The organism is Aliamphritea hakodatensis (genome assembly GCF_024347195.1).
Taxonomy (GTDB): Bacteria; Pseudomonadota; Gammaproteobacteria; order Pseudomonadales; family Balneatricaceae; genus Amphritea; species Amphritea hakodatensis.
Map to the genome: position 1 here is coordinate 4775055 of NZ_AP025281.1, position 16046 is coordinate 4791100.

The following is a 16046-nucleotide window of genomic DNA, read 5'->3' on the forward strand; positions in this document are numbered from 1 at the left end:
ACGGCTTATTCGGCTTCCAGTTCGATGTCGATACCCAACGAACGGATCTCTTTGACCAACACGTTGAAGGACTCAGGCATGCCTGGCTCCATACGGTGATCACCATCAACGATGTTTTTATACATCTTGGTACGGCCGTTTACGTCATCGGACTTAACCGTCAACATTTCTTGTAGCGTATAAGCTGCACCGTACGCCTCCAGGGCCCACACTTCCATCTCACCGAAGCGCTGACCACCGAACTGCGCCTTACCACCCAGCGGCTGCTGAGTAACCAGGCTGTACGAACCGGTAGAACGGGCGTGCATCTTATCGTCAACCAGGTGGTTAAGTTTCAGCATGTACATGTAACCCACGGTTACGTGACGGCTGAATTCATCACCGGTGCGACCGTCAAACAGTTTGAACTGTCCGGTGTCGCTCAGATCTGCCATACGCAGCAGTTCCTTGACTTCAACTTCCTTGGCACCGTCGAATACTGCTGTGGCCAGTGGTACACCGCCCTTCAGGTTCTTCGCCAGCTCCAGTACTTCGTCGTCGCTCAGGCTATCGATATCTTCGTGACGGCCAGACTTGAAGCCACCCAGTTCGCTGTTATACACGCGACCCAGGAATTCACGGATTTCTTTAACCTTTTCGATACGCTCGCGCTCAGCGTCCAGCATGGCATTGATCTTACGACCCAGCCCTTTGGCAGCCATACCCATGTGGGTTTCAAGTACCTGACCTACGTTCATACGGGACGGTACACCCAGCGGGTTCAGAACGATATCAACAGGCTCACCGTTCTCGTCGTAAGGCATATCTTCAACCGGCATAATTACCGAGATAACACCCTTGTTACCGTGACGACCCGCCATCTTGTCACCCGGCTGGATGCGACGCTTGGTTGCTACGTAAACTTTAACGATCTTCTGTACGCCCGGCGCCATATCGTCGCCAGTCTGCAGCTTGCTCTTCTTGTCTTCGAACTTGTTATCCAGTTCGACACGACGCTCTTCAAGCTGCTGCTGAGCCAGCTCAAGCTGTTCCTGCACTGTTTCATCAGCAACACGGATCTTGAACCATTCAGTTTTCTTCAGCTCATTCAGGAATGCAGCTGTAATTTCTTCGCCTTTCTTCAGGCCAGCACCGCCTTCAGCCTTCAGACCTGTCAGCGCACGCTCAAGACGTTCGAAGGTAGCCTGCTCAACAATGCGCAGTTCTTCGTTAAGGTCTTTACGGATGCGATCCAGCTCTGCAGTCTCGATAGACAGGGCACGCTCATCTTTCTGCACACCGTCACGGGTGAATACCTGTACGTCGATAACCTTACCAACAGTACCGGTCTTAACACGCAAAGACGTGTCTTTAACGTCAGATGCTTTCTCACCGAAGATTGCACGCAGCAGTTTTTCTTCCGGTGTCAGCTGAGTTTCACCTTTAGGTGTTACCTTACCGACCAGAATATCACCCGGGCCTACTTCAGCACCGATATGAACGATACCCGCTTCATCCAGCTTCGCCAGCGCAGACTCACCTACGTTAGGAATATCGGAGGTAATTTCTTCAGCACCCAGCTTGGTGTCACGGGCCACACAGGTCAGTTCCTGAATGTGGATCGTCGTGAAACGGTCTTCCTGAACAACACGCTCAGAAATCAGGATGGAATCCTCGAAGTTGTAACCGTTCCAGGGCATGAATGCGATACGCATGTTCTGACCCAGCGCCAGCTCACCCAGGTCAACGGACGGGCCGTCAGCCATGATGTCACCGCGCTCAACAGTTTCGCCCTGGCGGACGATGGAACGCTGGTTAATACAGGTGTTCTGGTTAGAACGGGTGTATTTGGTCAGGTTGTAGATATCCACACCTGCATCACCCGCTTCAGTCTCTGCATCATTTACACGTACAACAATACGTGCCGCATCAACTGATTCGATCACACCGCCACGCTGTGCGGTCACACATACACCGGAGTCACGGGCAACATAACGCTCCATGCCAGTACCAACCAGCGGCTTATCAGCACGCAGTGTCGGTACAGCCTGACGCTGCATGTTGGAACCCATCAGTGCCCGGTTAGCATCATCGTGCTCCAGGAACGGAATCAGCGCAGCTGCAACGGATACTACCTGACGTGGAGATACGTCCATGTAGGTAACTTTTTCCGGTGCCATTACGGTGAATTCGTTCTGGTGACGTACTGCTACCAGCTCATCCGTCAGACGGTTGTTATCGTCCATACCGGCAGATGCCTGTGCGATAACGTGACGGCCTTCTTCAATGGCAGACAGGTATTCAATTTCATCCGTTACCAGACCGTCCACAACCTTACGGTAAGGACTTTCAAGGAAACCGAAGTCGTTGGTACGCGCATAGGTAGACAACGAGTTGATCAGACCGATGTTCGGACCTTCAGGAGTCTCGATAGGACATACACGGCCGTAGTGAGTCGGGTGTACATCTCGTACTTCAAAGCCGGCACGCTCACGGGTCAGACCACCAGGGCCTAATGCAGACACACGGCGTTTGTGCGTCACTTCTGACAGCGGATTGTTCTGGTCCATAAACTGAGACAGCTGGCTGGAACCAAAGAATTCCTTAACAGCAGCAGCAACCGGCTTGGCATTGATCAGATCCTGAGGCATCAGGTTATCAGATTCAGCCATGCTCAGACGTTCACGTACTGCACGCTCAACACGCACCAGACCTACACGGAACTGGTTCTCGGCCATTTCGCCCACAGAACGGATACGACGGTTACCCAGGTGGTCGATATCATCCACCACACCTTTACCGTTACGGATGTCAATCAGCGTCTTCATTACATCCAGGATATCTTCTTTATCCAGAATGCCAGCGCCGGTTTCATCTTCACGGGCCAGACGGCGGTTGAACTTCATCCGGCCAACGGCAGACAGGTCGTAACGGTCGTCGCTGAAGAACAGGTTCTCAAACAGGCTTTCCGCAGACTCTTTGGTTGGCGGCTCACCAGGACGCATCATACGGTAGATTTCTACCAGTGCTTCCAGCTGGTTGCGGGTCGTATCAACACGCAGCGTATCAGAGATGAAAGAACCACAGTCCAGCTCGTTGGTGTACAGGGTTTCAAACTCAGTGATACCTGCAGAACGCATCTGCTCCAGCAGATCTTCTGTGATTTCAGCGTTGCCTTCGCACAACAGTTCACCGGTAGAGGCATCAACGATATCGCGAGCCATAACCTTGCCGACCAGATATTCAGAAGGAACATCCAGCTGCGTCATACCTTCTTTTTCAAGCTGACGGATGTGGCGAGGTGTAATACGGCGACCAGACTCAACAATGACATTGCCACTGGAATCTTTGATGTCGAATGTAGCGGTTTCACCACGCAGACGCGCAGGCACCAGGGTCATCAGGCAGTCTTCACCGCTCAGTGTCCAGCTGGTGTTGTCAAAGAAGGTTTCGAGGATCTCTTCAGCCGTATAACCCAGCGCGCGCAGCAGAATAGTTGCTGGCAGTTTACGACGACGGTCGATACGCACAAACAGGTTATCTTTAGGATCAAACTCGAAATCCAGCCATGAACCACGGTATGGAATTACACGTGCAGAATACAGCAGCTTACCGGAGGAGTGTGTCTTACCTTTATCGTGGTCGAAGAACACACCCGGTGAACGGTGCAGCTGAGATACAATTACACGTTCAGTACCGTTCACAACGAAGGTACCGTTATCTGTCATCAGGGGCATTTCGCCCATGTAGACTTCTTGTTCTTTAATGTCTTTGATCGCTTTATTCGAAGACTCGCGATCATAAATCACCAAACGTACTTTTACGCGCAGCGGTGCCGCATAGGTGATACCACGCATCTGACATTCTTTAACGTCAAACACTGGCTCGCCTAGACGATAACCTACATATTCCAGCGCGGCGTTTCCTGAGTAGGAAACAATTGGGAATACGGAACTGAAAGCCGCATGTAACCCGGCATCTTTTCGCTCTGCGGGATTAGCATCCAGTTGGAGGAATTTCAAATATGAATCCAACTGAATCGCCAGCAGATAAGGCACATCCATCGCTTCGGGTAATTTACCGAAGTCCTTACGGATGCGTTTCTTTTCAGTATATGAGTAAGCCATCTAAGTTCCCCAGCATCTGCACCTGAAAGATTCGTCCAGACCGAAGGTTAATTCTCGATCTGTGAACCGCTATTATTATTCTGACTAATAACGGAAAAAGGCCGGTGACATTTTGTCACCAGCCGTATACGTATCAGCTATTAACTAGCGTGACACAAGGCATAAAAGCCCTTACTTAACTTCAACAGATGCGCCAGCTTCTTCCAGAGCAGCTTTCAGCTCTTCAGCTTCATCTTTGCTAACGCCTTCTTTAACTGCTGCTGGAGCACCGTCTACCATGCCTTTAGCTTCTTTCAAGCCCAGGCCAGTAGCTGCACGAACAGCCTTGATTACGTTAACTTTCTTGTCGCCAGCGCCAGTCAGAATTACGTCGAATTCAGTCTGTTCTTCAGCAGCACCGCCAGCGTCGCCGCCAGCAGCAACAGCTACAGCAGCAGCTGCAGATACGCCGAATTTTTCTTCCATTGCTTCAACCAGCTCAACAACGTCCATTACAGACATTTCAGCGATTGCATTCAAGATATCATCTTTAGACAAAGACATGGTTCAATTCCTAAAATAGGGAGCTCAGTAAGCTCGTATAATCTTTTTAAAAAGCGCTTAAAATTAAGCTGCTTCTTGTTCTTTCTGTTCGCGAAGGGCCGCCAGAGTGCGGACCAGCTTGCCTGCTGCTGCTTCTTTCATAGTGCGCATCAGCATTGCAATACCTTCGTCGTAAGTTGGCAGAGAAGCCAACATGTCTACAGCAACTACCTGGCCTTCAAACACAGCGGTTTTCAGCTCAAACTTGTCATTCTTTTTAGCGAAATCCTTCAGGATCCGCGCACCGGCACCTGGGTGCTCAGTAGAGAATGCAATTAGAGTAGGGCCTACGAATGAATCATTCAGACATTCGTAATCAGTACCTTCTACTGCACGGCGAGCCAGGGTGTTACGTACGACTTTCAGCCATACACCCGCTTCACGTGCCTGCTTACGCAGTTCAGTCATTGTCTCAACGGAAACACCGCGTGAGTCAGCAACAACAGCAGAAAGAGCACCTTTAGCAGCTTCCTGGACTTCAGCGACGATCGCTTTTTTGTCTTCGAGTCCTAATGCCACGATTTACTCCTGGGTTAGTCTTAATCGACTGTTTACCAATCGTTTTATCCACACGTGGATAAAACGCCGAGTACGGTGGTTGAATTGATCCTGTTAAGGGGATCACACCGTCTGCGCAGGCCGGAAACCATTAAGACCAGCAACTAAGCTGATCACCTGCGGTCTTTGACGGCCCCTGCAACAGATTGCAGAGACCCTCAATTTTTTACTGGCTTAGAATGACAGTGAAGACTGATCAATCGCCAGACCCGGTCCCATAGTAGTGGACAGGGTTACTTTCTTAACGTATACGCCTTTCGCAGAAGACGGCTTCAGCTTTTTCAGCTCAGCCATCAGTGCTTCCAGGTTGCCCTGAATCGCCGCAGCGTCAAAGTCTACCTTACCAACACCTGCGTGGATGATACCGTTCTTGTCAGTACGGAAACGTACCTGACCAGATTTAGCATTGTTAACAGCCGTTACAACGTCTGGCGTTACAGTACCAACCTTAGGGTTAGGCATCAGACCACGTGGACCCAGAACCTGACCCAGCTGGCCAACAACGCGCATTGCATCCGGAGTTGCAATAACAACGTCAAAGTTCAGGTCACCGCCTTTGATCTGCTCTGCCAGGTCTTCGAAACCAACAACATCAGCACCGGCTTCTTTTGCTTTTTCAGCATTTTCGCCCTGAGCAAAAACAGCAACACGTACTTCTTTACCAGTACCGTTAGGCAGTACACTTGAACCACGAACGTTCTGATCAGATTTACGCGGATCAACGCCCAGGTTAACTGCAACGTCTACAGACTCTTTGAACTTAACAGCAGATACTTCAGACAGTACCGCTACAGCTTCTTCAACTGTGTATTGCTTACCAGGTTGTACCTTCTCAGCAATCGCCTTCTGGCGCTTAGTCAGCTTAGCCATTATTCAACACCTTCTACGTTCAGACCCATGCTACGTGCACTACCGGCGATAGTACGGACAGCTGCATCCATATCAGCAGCAGTCAGATCAGCCATCTTAGTCGTTGCAATCTCTTCCAGCTGATCACGGCTAACCGTACCAACCTTCTCAGTGTTCGGACGACCAGAACCGCTCTTCAGGCCAGCAGCCTTCTTCAGCAGCACAGATGCTGGCGGAGTCTTAGTGATAAAAGTAAAGCTACGGTCTGCATAAACAGTAATTACAACCGGAATCGGCATGCCGTTTTCCATGCTCTGAGTCTGAGCATTGAACGCCTTACAGAATTCCATGATGTTTACACCGTGCTGACCCAGTGCAGGACCAACTGGTGGACTTGGGTTTGCAGCACCGGCAGCAACCTGTAGCTTAATGTAAGCTTCGATTTTCTTAGCCATGTTTAACTCCTAATGGGTACAAGCGCCTTTCGGCTCCCCGCTTTCAAATACGGAAAAACCCCAGCGCCCATAAAGGACCGCCGAGGTTATAACCACACATTTTTTATCAGGCTTTTTCGACCTGACCAAATTCCAGCTCAACCGGAGTCGAGCGACCGAAGATCAGCACTGCAACCTGCAGACGGTTCTTCTCATAATTCACTTCTTCAACAACACCGTTAAAGTCAGCAAACGGACCATCAGTAACACGAACCATCTCACCCGGTTCAAAGACAGTCTTAGGACGCGGCTTATCAGCACCACTCTCAACACGCTGCAAAATAGCATCCGCTTCACGCTCAGTGATCGGCGCCGGCTTATCAGCAGTACCGCCAATAAAGCCCATTACGCGTGGAGTATCTTTAACCAGGTGCCAGGTCTCATCATCCATATCCATCTGGACCAACACATAGCCCGGATAGAACTTACGCTCTGACTTACGCTTCTTACCTTCTTTGATTTCGACAACTTCTTCAGTCGGAACCAAAATATCGCCGAAACGATCTTCCATACCGGCCAGTTCAACGCGCTCCTTCAGGGAGTTCATTACGCGCTTTTCGTAACCGGAATACGCATGTACAACGTACCATCGCATAGCCATGCTTCTTTCCTCTTTAACCGATTACGCCGGATACAAGCCAGCTCAGCGAAGAATCAAGACCCCACAACAGCAAACCCACGATCAGAACAGCAACTGTTACGATCATTGTTGTTTGCGCAGTTTCCTGACGGCTTGGCCAAACTACTTTTCGAATTTCTGCTTTAGCTTCTTTAAACAACGTAAAGAAAGCCGCACCCTTCTCTGTTTGCAACGCAACAAAACCAGCTGCCAGAGCCAATACAATAAGCGCCAGCACACGGTACAGAAGAGACTCTTCAGAATAAACCGAATTACCAACCACACCTGCAACAACAAGCACAGCTACTACAAGCCATTTTAGCCCGTCTAATTTTGAACCTTCGGAAGTCGCTTTAGAATTCACGTTCAGCCTCGGTATCTGAAGAATTGCTTGATTTCATTGTGATGCCAACCCTGAAAAGGATTGGCAGGCCAGGAGGGACTCGAACCCCCAACCTGCGGTTTTGGAGACCGCTGCTCTGCCAATTGAGCCACTGGCCTACTGCAATAGGGAGGCAAATAATACACGCCTCCCCGAGTAGTAGCAAGCTTAACTTGCTAAAAATTCAAAGATTATTCAATAATCTTTGCAACAACGCCCGCACCTACTGTACGACCGCCTTCACGGATCGCAAAGCGCAGACCTTCTTCCATCGCGATTGGGTTAATCAGGGTAACATCCATCTTGATGTTATCGCCTGGCATTACCATTTCAACGCCTTCTGGAAGCTCACAAGCACCGGTGATGTCAGTTGTACGGAAGTAGAACTGTGGACGGTAACCTTTAAAGAATGGCGTGTGACGGCCACCTTCGTCTTTGCTCAGTACGTATACTTCGCCTTCAAAACGCGTGTGAGGCGTAATAGAACCTGGCTTAGACAGTACCTGACCACGCTCAACGTCGTCACGCTTAGTACCACGCAGCAGTGCACCAATGTTCTCACCTGCACGACCTTCGTCCAGCAGCTTACGGAACATTTCAACACCCGTACAGGTAGTTGTCTGAGTTTCACGGATACCTACGATCTCAACTTCAGAACCTGTGTTCACGATACCACGCTCAACACGGCCTGTTACTACAGTACCACGACCGGAGATTGAGAATACGTCCTCGATTGGCATCAGGAACGGCATGTCGATTGCACGCTCTGGCTGAGGAATGTATGAATCCAGTGCTTCAACCAGGTTTTTAACTGCAGTTGTACCCAACTCGTTATCATCCTGACCGTTCAGAGCCATCAGTGCAGAACCTGCAATGATTGGCGTGTCATCACCTGGGAATTCATACTGGTCAAGCAGCTCACGCAGCTCCATTTCAACCAGTTCCAGCATCTCAGCGTATTCTTCAGAGTCAACACCGCCGCAATCTTCAGCCAGCAGGTCAGCTTTGTTCAGGAATACTACGATGTAAGGTACACCTACCTGACGAGACAGCAGGATGTGCTCACGCGTCTGTGGCATTGGACCATCAGTCGCGCCACATACCAGAATCGCACCGTCCATCTGAGCAGCACCAGTGATCATGTTTTTAACATAATCGGCGTGGCCCGGGCAGTCTACGTGCGCGTAGTGACGTTCGTTAGAATCGTATTCAACGTGAGAAGTCGCGATAGTAATACCACGCTCACGCTCTTCCGGTGCATTGTCGATACCGTCAAATGCTACCGCTTCACCACCAAATACTTCTGCACATACGCGAGTCAGCGCTGCTGTCAGAGTTGTTTTACCGTGGTCAACGTGGCCAATTGTACCAACGTTAACGTGCGGCTTATTACGTTCAAATGTTTGCTTAGCCATGTCTGTTTATTCCCAGTAAAAGGTCATAATGCTGTGTGTATAACTACCACGTCGCCACATACAACAAAGGGTAGATATATTGCTATATCTACCCTCTGTAAATTCTGGAGCTCATGGGCGGAATTGAACCGCCGACCTCACCCTTACCAAGGGTGTGCTCTACCCCTGAGCTACATGAGCACAACATAAGTGGAGCGGGTAGCGGGAATCGAACCCGCCTCATCAGCTTGGAAGGCTGATGTAATACCACTATACCATACCCGCTTCTTTAGCCTGTATGGCTTAAATGGTGGTGGGAGGTGGATTCGAACCACCGAAGCTTGCGCGTCAGATTTACAGTCTGATCCCTTTGGCCACTCGGGAACCCCACCTTACCATACTTCGCCATTGCCATAATGGTGCCGGCACCAAGAGTCGAACTCGGGACCTACTGATTACAAGTCAGTTGCTCTACCAGCTGAGCTATACCGGCATCAGCAGCGAAGTGGCGCACATATTACTCACGAGACTGGGTGCTTGCAACCCCTTTACACAACTTTTTTTCAATTTTTAACAATAAACCCAGCCGGGCCGCTATCAGCTTGATTTTACTGACGGTTTCTTCTCCCTCATACTGACTGATCCAAACCTCAAAACCGCCGGTTTTACGCTCCAGTGCTGAGATTTCAGCGTCTATTTCCGGCGCCAGCCTGATCCGCACATCCCTGGCTGCACTGAAGGCTACAAATTGCGCCACCATCTGCTGATTAAACGTACGTAATGTAAATCCCTCAGCCTGCAGCCGTTCGGTCTGCAATACCGTCAGAGGCAAGCTGACAGCCACTTCATAGCCAAGCACTTCATCCTGACGCAGGTCCTTGAGCACCCCCTCAAGCTGATACCCCTGCAAAGCCTCAAACAGCTGAGTGGCTTCCTGATCCGTATACAAACCGCTGATGACCGCACAGGACAACTCTTCCGCTATCACCGGTTTCTGCAGTGAAGCCTGCTCACTGCGACGCAACAGGTTTTCAGTATCAACTTCAGACAACAGCTGCACAGCCCCCTTATCCTCTACCCGCCCGGCTGGCACTTCTGCCGTATTCTGGGAATACCAGGCAAACACAATCGCATTAGCTAACAGCAACAAAATAATCGCCCAGCGCATGTTATCCCAGCACCTCCGCTAATCCGTCCAGCACAAGCTCCGGAACATACTGACACTCACCGTGATACTCACTCATCAGACGGGCAAACAACTCTCCATCACCGCCGGTAACATATACCGGCACTGACACTTCCCTGGCCAGCTGATGCGCCATCGACCGGAAAACCCAGTTCAAACCCTGCTGCACCGCTGAACTGGTATCTGTTCCCGGTGTATATTCAAATGCATCAACCGAACGGTCGACGATTATCTCAGCAGTATTGGATAACAAGTTTCTGGCCATCAGCGGCAACCCCGGCACGATATAACCACCCAGATGCACACCGGCCTCTGACAGCTTCTCAACAGTAACAGCACTGCCACAATCGACCACCCAGCATGCCCCCTGCTGACGCTTGTATGCAGCCACCATTGCCAGCCAGCGATCAACCCCCATCCTTGACGGATCTTTATAACTGTTAGTCACTCCCAAAGCACTTGCCCCGGTGACAGCAAATTCAGCCTCCAGGCCAAGCTGCTCCCTCACCCAGGTCTGGAGCGCACTATTCACAGCACCACCGGCAACCGACGCAACTCTGACTCGCGCAACCCCGGCCAGCAGCCCGCCACTAAAAACCTGCGGATAATCCGCCACCAGACAGCGGCCGCTTTGTGACTGACCGGTCTGGCTCACCAAACGCCATTTCAGAAAGCTGTTACCGATATCAATATCCAGTACTGTCATGACGCTCTCAGACTGACTTCGCCACCATGAAATGCTTCCGTTCCGCTGCCGGTTTCAAGCAATAGCGCACCGGTTTCATTCACACCGCGGCACACCCCCTGAATACTGTGCTGCGCTGTCTGCAATACAACCGACTGATCCTGAAAACCGTTAGCCGCCTGCCACTCATCCCGCAGACAGCCAAACCCTCCCTGAACAAACTCTTCCAGGGTAGGGATCAGGGCATTCATCATTGCACTTAACACCCGCGTTCTCGAAGGCGCACCGCCCATAATTTCCGCCATATCCACCCAGGGCTGATCAACGCTGCTCATCTCCTGCCGTGGCATATTCACGTTCAGCCCGACACCGATCACAACGTTACAGTCACCGGATGCATCCCCCACCATTTCCAGCAGCACACCGGCCAGTTTACGGTTGCGCCATAACAAATCGTTCGGCCATTTTACCGAGACATCATCCACACCCATCTGACGCAGGCCACGCAACAGCGCAACGCCCACAACCAGGCTCAGCCCTTCCAGTGCCGCCACACCACTGCTGAATTGCCAGGTCAGGGAAAAGTACAGATTAGCCGCAAACGGACTGACCCACTGACGACCCCGACGGCCACGCCCGGCGGTTTGCTGTTCCGCTACATATAACCGGCAACCGGCAGGAAGATCCGCAAAGCCTGCCAGCGCTGCCGCATTCGTAGAAGGGATACTGTATTCAACAGGTTGCAATTCCACCTTACCCGCAATCCCCGCATCAAATCCGGCCACCAACTGCTCAGCATCGAGCAGGTCTATTCCGCCGGGCACCCGGTAACCACGCCCTTTAACGCTGTAGACTTCCAGACCGAGCCCCTGCACCAGTTGCATCTGTTTCCATACAGCACTGCGACTGACCCCCAGTGCATTACCCAAATCCTGGCCGGAATGAAATTTACCGTCAGCCAGCAAAGCCAGAATTGCCGATAGCATGGTTATGCCGCTCCGCTGATACGCTGCAATACAATAAAACTGTATGCATAAGGGTTAGTCTCATCAGGCTGATAGGTTTCACGGCCTGATTCAGCCCACTCTCCCGGATGAAACTCAGGAAAAAAAGCATCACCGTCTACACTGGCATGCACCTGCGTCAGGTACAGCGTATCGGCATCTGCCAGGGCCTGATTATAAATTTCGGCACCGCCAATGATCATCGCCTCATCACGCCCGTCAACCAGACAGATACTTTCCGCCAGCGCCCGCGCGTCTGCCAGACTGTGTACAACTTTAATGCCGTCATGCTGATATGACGCATCCCGGGTAATCACAATATTAGCTCTGCCGGGCAAAGGCCGGCCGATAGACTCAAATGTTTTACGGCCCATGATAATCGGCTTACCCATCGTCACCTGCTTGAAGTAACGCAGATCTTCCGGCAAATGCCACGGCAGATTATTGTTGATACCAATGACGCGGTTTTCGGCCTGAGCCACAATAATAGCGAGTTTCATGAATATCCTGTCAGATAAGAGCAGCCAGCCAGACGGGCCGGCCTGCCATAAATATGCGCCTAATAATAAGGCATGTTGCCAAAGCGCTTCAAAACAAAAAAGCAGCGACAGAATAATCTGCAGCTGCCCGTACACAACAACCTTTACTTATCCACAGTCAGCACAGACTGTAATCAGACAGCAATCGGCGCACCGATATGCGCATCCGCTTCATACCCGACTATTTCAAAGTCATCAAACTCATAGTCAAAAATCGAAGCCGGGCGACGCTTGATACGCAGCTGCGGTAAAACCTTGGGAGTACGCTGAAGCTGGGTCTCGACCTGATCGAAGTGATTGGCATAAATATGCGCATCCCCCAGACTCAGCACGATATCCCCCACTTCAAGATCGCACTGCTGTGCCAGCATATGCGTCAGCAACGCCAGGGAAGCCGTATTGTAAGGATGCCCCAGAAACAGATCGTTACTGCGGATATACAGCGACGCACTCAGTTTATTGTCCGCCACATAGAACTGATACAGCGCATGGCAGGGAGGCAAAGCCATCAGACCATCTGCTGCATTTTCCTGCGGGCTTTTAGACTCATCCGGCAACAGAGCAACATTCCAGCCGTTAATAATATGACGGCGAGAATTCGGATTATTCTTTAAACCGTCCACCAGCGCCTGCACCTGATCATAAAACTGCCCGTCAGCGCCCTGCCAGTTACGCCACTGCGCACCGTAAACAGGGCCCAGCTCGCCATTTTCCAGCGCCCACTCATCCCAGATACTGACACCGTTTTCTTTCAGATAACGGATATTAGTATCGCCCCGCAGGAACCAGAGCAGCTCAACAGCAATGGACTTAAAGTGCAGCTTTTTAGTGGTCAGCAGAGGAAAGCCTTCCCCGAGGTCATAGCGAATTTGCCGGCCAAATACAGAACGCGTCCCCGTACCGGTACGGTCCCCTTTATCAGTACCCGTGTTCATTACATCTGTTAATAAATCCAGATAAGCCTGCATACTATCGGTCTCCGGTATTCTGAAGATAATGCCTCACACCCGGGCATCACCTGCGACACGCTTGTGTGCCATCAATAAAAAAATCGAACCGACAACAATCATCGGTAAGGATAACAACTGCCCCATGGTCAGCCAGTCCAGCGCGACAAAACCAATATGCCCGTCCGGCTCACGGAACAGCTCCACAAAGGAACGGAACAGACCATACATCAGCAAAAACAGACCGGATGCGGCCATCGGCGGCCGGGGCTTCCGGGTATAAAACCAGAGCACCGCAAACATCACCACGCCTTCCAGCACCATTTCATACAACTGTGAAGGATGGCGCCCCAACTGATCACCGGCACGGGGGAAGATCACCCCCCAGGTCTGATCGGTTGCCCGGCCCCACAGCTCTCCACCGATAAAGTTTCCCAAACGGCCCGCCCCCAGACCTATCGGAATCAGTGGCGCGACAAAGTCAGCAATCTCAAAGAAGCCCTTCTTATACTTCCAGGCAAACACTGCAATCGCAGTAATCACCCCCAGCAGGCCACCATGGAAAGACATACCACCTTCCCAGATCGCAAACAGCCATAACGGATCATTCAGAAACTGCGGGAAGTTATAGAACAACACATAACCAAACCGACCACCCAGCACGACCCCCATCGCCCCCCAGAAGATCAGATCTGAAACTTGCTGGGCATTCCAGCCGGAACCCGGCTGAGCAGCACGGTAATTACCCAGATACCACGCAGACGCAAAACCTATCAGATACATCAGGCCATACCAGTGAATCTGTAACATACCCAGATCAACCGCAATCGGATTGATATCATGAACCCACATAGAAATCCTTTAATTTAAATTCAGTAATCGCCAGATGAAGACAGGCCAGACAAGCATCCGTTCAATGGATGCTCATATTAATATCAGACGCAGGGATTATACAGAGGCTAATAAGATTATGCCTGCAGGAGTGATTCAGCCAGCGCCCATATCACTCCTACCGGAAAACTCAGATATTCGAAAGGATAAACTTACCGGCAACCAGCAACAGAAAGACTGAAAACGCACGGCGCAGCATGGTTGGTGACATAGAATGTGCCAGCCTGGCCCCAAGCTTGGCAAACCCGTAACTGGTCAGACTGATCCCCAGCAGGGCAGGCAGATAAATATACCCCAGGTTCCACTCATCCAGGCTTGTGTTGCCCTGCCCCATTAAAGCATTGGTGACCGCACCGGCCACCGCGATAGGAAAGCCACAGGCAGCTGAGGTTGCCACCGCTTCCTGCATATTCACCTGTTTCCAGTTAAGGTATGGCACGGTCAGTGTTCCTCCGCCGATACCAAAAATAGCCGAGACCCAGCCAATAAATCCGCCGGACACCACCAGCCCGGGCCGGGAAGGCTTACCACCGCCTTTTGGCACAACATCCAGGCCCATCATTACGGCAACATACAGAGCAAACACCCCGATCGCTAACTGGATAACCTGACCTTCAAGCTCGATCGCGGTAACTACCCCCAGCGCCGAACCAAAGGCAACCCCCAGGCCAATAAAACGAAATAAACGCCAGCGCACCGCGCCTCGCTTATGGTGCGCAGAAATTGAACTGATAGAGGTAATTACAATGGTCGCCAGCGATGTTGCTACCGCAACATGCGTGAGCACTTCCGGTGCCATCCCCTGCAGCTGAAATGTCACCACCAGCACCGGTACGATCACCAGCCCGCCACCGACACCAAACAAGCCCGCCAGTATACCGGCGAACGCCCCCAGCACCAGGTATCCCAAGAACAGTAGTAACATCACTTTTTTCCCGATAAGGTTGACTGAACCCTGCAGAGAGATACCAAATGTGCCTGATTGTTTTCGCCTACCGGCAACACCCGACATACAACCTGATACTGGTTGCCAATCGTGACGAGCAATACGCAAGACCCACACAGTCACTTCATCTCTGGGGTTCTCCGGCTGGCATCATTGCCGGCCGGGACTCACTGCATAGCGGCACCTGGCTGGGTATTGCCAGAAACGGCCATTTCAGCGCCATTACAAACCACCGCAATGGTTTACACACCGCATCTTCGAACCCGTCCCGTGGCTTACTTACGACAGGATTTCTGAGCTCTTCCGTAAGCGCGCACCGTTATGCCTCAGATGTGATTCAAACAACCGTTCCATACGATGGTTTTAACCTTATGGTAGCGGATTCGTCCGGTCTATTCTATGCCTCAAACGTGACGAACAAATGCCAGCAACTCTCCCCCGGAATTTTTGGCATCAGTAATGCTCAGTTGGATACAGACTGGCCTAAAACCCGCCACCAGAAACAGCGTCTGGCTGAGATCGTTCAGACGCCCGCCCCCGACCCGCAGACACTGATCCGGATGATGGCCGATCCGCAACGCTACCCTGACAAACGGCTACCCGACACCCACGTGGGAATAGAAATCGAAAGAGCACTGTCCAGCAGCTTTATAAAACTTGAGCATTACGGCACCCGGGCCACCACAGTCATCCTGCAGGACTATCAGGGCAGAACCCGTATTATCGAACAGAATTACGATGCCACAGGCGCAATTGAGCAGATTGAGTTTGAATTGGTGATTCCGCCTTTCGGCAGTTTGAAAAATACAGCAGAACCGGTAACAGACAGCACCGGAAAAGCTCCGATACCCTGAGAACAGGGTA

At 51.3% G+C, this 16046-nt stretch carries 16 protein-coding genes and 5 tRNA genes; 1 reads left to right on the forward strand and 20 read right to left on the reverse strand.

All coding sequences use genetic code 11. The annotated features are described in order from the left end of the window. Positions 1–5: 5 nt before the first annotated feature. The 20 genes from rpoB to PCI15_RS21730 all read right to left on the reverse strand — a co-directional run bounded on the left by rpoB (position 6) and on the right by PCI15_RS21730 (position 15161). Positions 6–4106, reverse strand: coding sequence for a DNA-directed RNA polymerase subunit beta (gene rpoB / locus PCI15_RS21635; RefSeq protein ID WP_271271951.1), 4101 nt, complete (start codon positions 4104–4106; stop codon positions 6–8). Between the two features lie 171 nt (positions 4107–4277). Next, positions 4278–4649: a 50S ribosomal protein L7/L12 gene (gene rplL, locus PCI15_RS21640; RefSeq protein WP_271271952.1), complete on the reverse strand. Its 372-nt coding sequence runs from the start codon at positions 4647–4649 to the stop codon at positions 4278–4280. A gap of 63 nt (positions 4650–4712) precedes the next feature. After that, positions 4713–5207 carry a 50S ribosomal protein L10 gene (rplJ, locus tag PCI15_RS21645; protein WP_271271953.1) on the reverse strand — a complete coding sequence of 165 codons (495 nt, stop codon included), beginning with the start codon at positions 5205–5207 and terminating at the stop codon, positions 4713–4715. A gap of 213 nt (positions 5208–5420) precedes the next feature. Next, complete coding sequence (gene rplA, locus PCI15_RS21650; RefSeq protein ID WP_271271954.1) at positions 5421–6116, reverse strand: 50S ribosomal protein L1; 696 nt, start codon at positions 6114–6116, stop codon at positions 5421–5423. Next, positions 6116–6550 carry a 50S ribosomal protein L11 gene (gene rplK, locus PCI15_RS21655; RefSeq protein ID WP_271271955.1) on the reverse strand — a complete coding sequence of 145 codons (435 nt, stop codon included), beginning with the start codon at positions 6548–6550 and terminating at the stop codon, positions 6116–6118. Before rplK ends, rplA begins: the two co-directional genes overlap by 1 nt. 106 nt (positions 6551–6656) lie before the next feature. After that, a complete protein-coding gene (nusG, locus tag PCI15_RS21660) occupies positions 6657–7190 on the reverse strand; it encodes a transcription termination/antitermination protein NusG (protein ID WP_205660176.1) in 534 nt (177 codons plus the stop codon). A gap of 13 nt (positions 7191–7203) precedes the next feature. After that, on the reverse strand, positions 7204–7572 hold the full coding sequence (gene secE / locus PCI15_RS21665) for a preprotein translocase subunit SecE (protein ID WP_271271956.1): 369 nt from the start codon (positions 7570–7572) through the stop codon (positions 7204–7206). 61 nt (positions 7573–7633) lie between these two features. After that, positions 7634–7709 (reverse strand) — tRNA-Trp (locus PCI15_RS21670). Positions 7710–7781: 72 nt separating this feature from the next. Continuing rightward, positions 7782–9005, reverse strand: coding sequence for an elongation factor Tu (gene tuf / locus PCI15_RS21675; protein WP_271271947.1), 1224 nt, complete (start codon positions 9003–9005; stop codon positions 7782–7784). Positions 9006–9110: 105 nt separating this feature from the next. Next, a tRNA-Thr gene (locus PCI15_RS21680) sits at positions 9111–9185 on the reverse strand. A 10-nt stretch (positions 9186–9195) separates the two neighbouring features. Beyond that, a tRNA-Gly gene (locus PCI15_RS21685) sits at positions 9196–9269 on the reverse strand. Positions 9270–9292: 23 nt separating this feature from the next. After that, positions 9293–9376: transfer RNA gene (locus tag PCI15_RS21690), tRNA-Tyr, on the reverse strand. Positions 9377–9401: 25 nt separating this feature from the next. Next, positions 9402–9477 (reverse strand) — tRNA-Thr (locus PCI15_RS21695). A gap of 24 nt (positions 9478–9501) precedes the next feature. Next, positions 9502–10152, reverse strand: a complete 651-nt coding sequence (locus tag PCI15_RS21700; protein ID WP_271271957.1) for a hypothetical protein — start codon at positions 10150–10152, stop codon at positions 9502–9504. A 1-nt stretch (position 10153) separates the two neighbouring features. After that, positions 10154–10876, reverse strand: a complete 723-nt coding sequence (locus tag PCI15_RS21705; RefSeq protein WP_271271958.1) for a type III pantothenate kinase — start codon at positions 10874–10876, stop codon at positions 10154–10156. Continuing rightward, complete coding sequence (birA, locus tag PCI15_RS21710; RefSeq protein ID WP_271271959.1) at positions 10873–11841, reverse strand: bifunctional biotin--[acetyl-CoA-carboxylase] ligase/biotin operon repressor BirA; 969 nt, start codon at positions 11839–11841, stop codon at positions 10873–10875. The genes PCI15_RS21705 and birA overlap by 4 nt, the downstream gene beginning before the upstream one ends. A gap of 2 nt (positions 11842–11843) precedes the next feature. Beyond that, entirely contained in the window at positions 11844–12359 is a 516-nt protein-coding gene (locus PCI15_RS21715) for a dihydrofolate reductase (RefSeq protein WP_271271960.1), read from the reverse strand. 173 nt (positions 12360–12532) lie between these two features. Next, entirely contained in the window at positions 12533–13366 is an 834-nt protein-coding gene (locus PCI15_RS21720) for a thymidylate synthase (RefSeq protein ID WP_271271961.1), read from the reverse strand. Positions 13367–13399: 33 nt separating this feature from the next. Next, the gene (lgt, locus tag PCI15_RS21725) at positions 13400–14197 is read right to left on the reverse strand and encodes a prolipoprotein diacylglyceryl transferase (protein ID WP_271271962.1); all 798 of its coding nucleotides are present in this window, start codon (positions 14195–14197) and stop codon (positions 13400–13402) included. A 169-nt stretch (positions 14198–14366) separates the two neighbouring features. Beyond that, complete coding sequence (locus PCI15_RS21730) at positions 14367–15161, reverse strand: sulfite exporter TauE/SafE family protein (RefSeq protein ID WP_271271963.1); 795 nt, start codon at positions 15159–15161, stop codon at positions 14367–14369. Positions 15162–15208: 47 nt separating this feature from the next. Here PCI15_RS21730 and PCI15_RS21735 point away from each other — a divergent pair, with 47 nt between their 5' ends. Then, a complete protein-coding gene (locus tag PCI15_RS21735) occupies positions 15209–16036 on the forward strand; it encodes an NRDE family protein (RefSeq protein WP_271271964.1) in 828 nt (275 codons plus the stop codon). Positions 16037–16046 lie beyond the last annotated feature (10 nt).

Coding starts and splice junctions, on each gene's coding strand:
- nusG (WP_205660176.1), bottom strand. CDS start 7,190: ATGGCTATGCGATGGTACGTTGTACATGCGTATTCCGGTTACGAAAAG.
- birA (WP_271271959.1), bottom strand. CDS start 11,841: ATGCTATCGGCAATTCTGGCTTTGCTGGCTGACGGTAAATTTCATTCC.
- rplL (WP_271271952.1), bottom strand. CDS start 4,649: ATGTCTTTGTCTAAAGATGATATCTTGAATGCAATCGCTGAAATGTCT.
- PCI15_RS21735 (WP_271271964.1), top strand. CDS start 15,209: ATGTGCCTGATTGTTTTCGCCTACCGGCAACACCCGACATACAACCTG.
- lgt (WP_271271962.1), bottom strand. CDS start 14,197: ATGTGGGTTCATGATATCAATCCGATTGCGGTTGATCTGGGTATGTTA.
- PCI15_RS21705 (WP_271271958.1), bottom strand. CDS start 10,876: ATGACAGTACTGGATATTGATATCGGTAACAGCTTTCTGAAATGGCGT.
- PCI15_RS21730 (WP_271271963.1), bottom strand. CDS start 15,161: ATGTTACTACTGTTCTTGGGATACCTGGTGCTGGGGGCGTTCGCCGGT.
- rpoB (WP_271271951.1), bottom strand. CDS start 4,106: ATGGCTTACTCATATACTGAAAAGAAACGCATCCGTAAGGACTTCGGT.
- rplA (WP_271271954.1), bottom strand. CDS start 6,116: ATGGCTAAGCTGACTAAGCGCCAGAAGGCGATTGCTGAGAAGGTACAA.
- PCI15_RS21700 (WP_271271957.1), bottom strand. CDS start 10,152: ATGCGCTGGGCGATTATTTTGTTGCTGTTAGCTAATGCGATTGTGTTT.
- PCI15_RS21720 (WP_271271961.1), bottom strand. CDS start 13,366: ATGCAGGCTTATCTGGATTTATTAACAGATGTAATGAACACGGGTACT.
- rplK (WP_271271955.1), bottom strand. CDS start 6,550: ATGGCTAAGAAAATCGAAGCTTACATTAAGCTACAGGTTGCTGCCGGT.
- tuf (WP_271271947.1), bottom strand. CDS start 9,005: ATGGCTAAGCAAACATTTGAACGTAATAAGCCGCACGTTAACGTTGGT.
- PCI15_RS21715 (WP_271271960.1), bottom strand. CDS start 12,359: ATGAAACTCGCTATTATTGTGGCTCAGGCCGAAAACCGCGTCATTGGT.